General features: G+C 41.3%; 1 protein-coding gene. It reads right to left on the bottom strand.

What is annotated here, in order from left to right:
• Positions 1–8: 8 nt before the first annotated feature.
• Positions 9–1,186 (bottom strand): IS3 family transposase gene (locus IE155_RS17855; RefSeq protein WP_189379691.1). Its coding sequence is split into 2 segments (ribosomal slippage): positions 9–919 and positions 919–1,186, totalling 1,179 coding nucleotides; the frame shifts between segments, so codons are not numbered across the junction.
• Between the last annotated feature and the right edge of the window lie 74 nt (positions 1,187–1,260).

The following is a 1,260-nucleotide window of genomic DNA, read 5'->3' as shown; positions in this document are numbered from 1 at the left end:
TGTAGTGGTCAACTAATATTGGCCACGGTTTTGTATTCAAGCCAGTATCTTTTCTCTGACTCATTCGGTGTTAAACCAGCATTGTAATGATGTGGTCTAACTGAGCTGTAATACCCAACAATATAATGTGTTATTTCAGCTTTAGCCTCTGCAAACGAACGATAACCTGTTGTCGGTATCCATTCCGTTTTCAAACTTCTAAAGAATCGCTCCATTGGGCTATTATCCCAACAATTACCACGACGACTCATGCTCTGTTTTATCTGGCAACGCCACAGTAATTGACGGTAACTACGGCTGGTATAATGCGTACCTTGATCGCTATGGAACATTACACCTTTTGGCTTGCCTCGCATTTCATAAGCCATGTTTAACGCTTTACTCGTTAATGCTGTATCAGGCGACAATGACATCGCCCAACCAATAGGCTTTCTGGCAAATAAATCAATAACAACGGCTAAATAGGCCCAACGATTGCCCGTCCAGATATACGTAACGTCACCGCACCAGACTTGGTTTGGCTTCACTACATCAAATTGTTGACCTAGATGATTCGGTATAGCTACATGCGCTTGATTGGCTTTTCTATATCTGTGCTTGGGCAGTTGGCAGCTAACCAAACCTAAACGCTTCATATAGCCTGTCGCTCTGAAACGTGAAATATCAAAACCACGGTCAATCGCTATCGTGGATATCGTTCGTGAGCCAGCAGAGCCATTACTTTCTCGATGAATCTGCTTAACGACTGCAATTTCTTTTAGTTGTTTGCTGCTCGGTCGCTTTGAACGTTTATTCCAATACTTAAAACTACTGCGATGAACATCAAATGTTTGACAAACCGTTAATTCCGCATAGCTCTCTTTGAGTCGTTTAATTATCTTAAATTGTTCATCGAGTCCGACATCAAGAGAGCGGTAGCCTTTTTTAGAATTTCCTTTTCTAATTCAATACGTTTTATCTTTTTCTCAAGCTCTTTAATTTTACGCTGCTCTGGCGTCATTGGACTGGCTTTACTGCTAATGCCCTTACGTTCATTGCGAAGCTGTCTAACCCATTTATCCATCGTTGATTTACCAACATTCATGGCCTCAGCGGCTTCTCTAACCGTATAACCTTGATCAACTACCAGTTGTGCTGCTTCTAATCGAAATTCTGGCGTGAAATTACGTTTGCCTGTTCTTGTCATTTTGTCACCTAAATTATCTATGAGGCGATCATATCAGCCTCTAATTAAGTGGCCAAATTCGTTATACCACTACA

Origin of the sequence: Thalassotalea profundi (genome assembly GCF_014653195.1) — a bacterium.
Lineage (GTDB): Bacteria > Pseudomonadota > Gammaproteobacteria > Enterobacterales > Alteromonadaceae > Thalassotalea_B > Thalassotalea_B profundi.
Note: the sequence above shows the minus strand (reverse complement) of the source record. Positions and strands in the feature narration are given on the sequence as shown.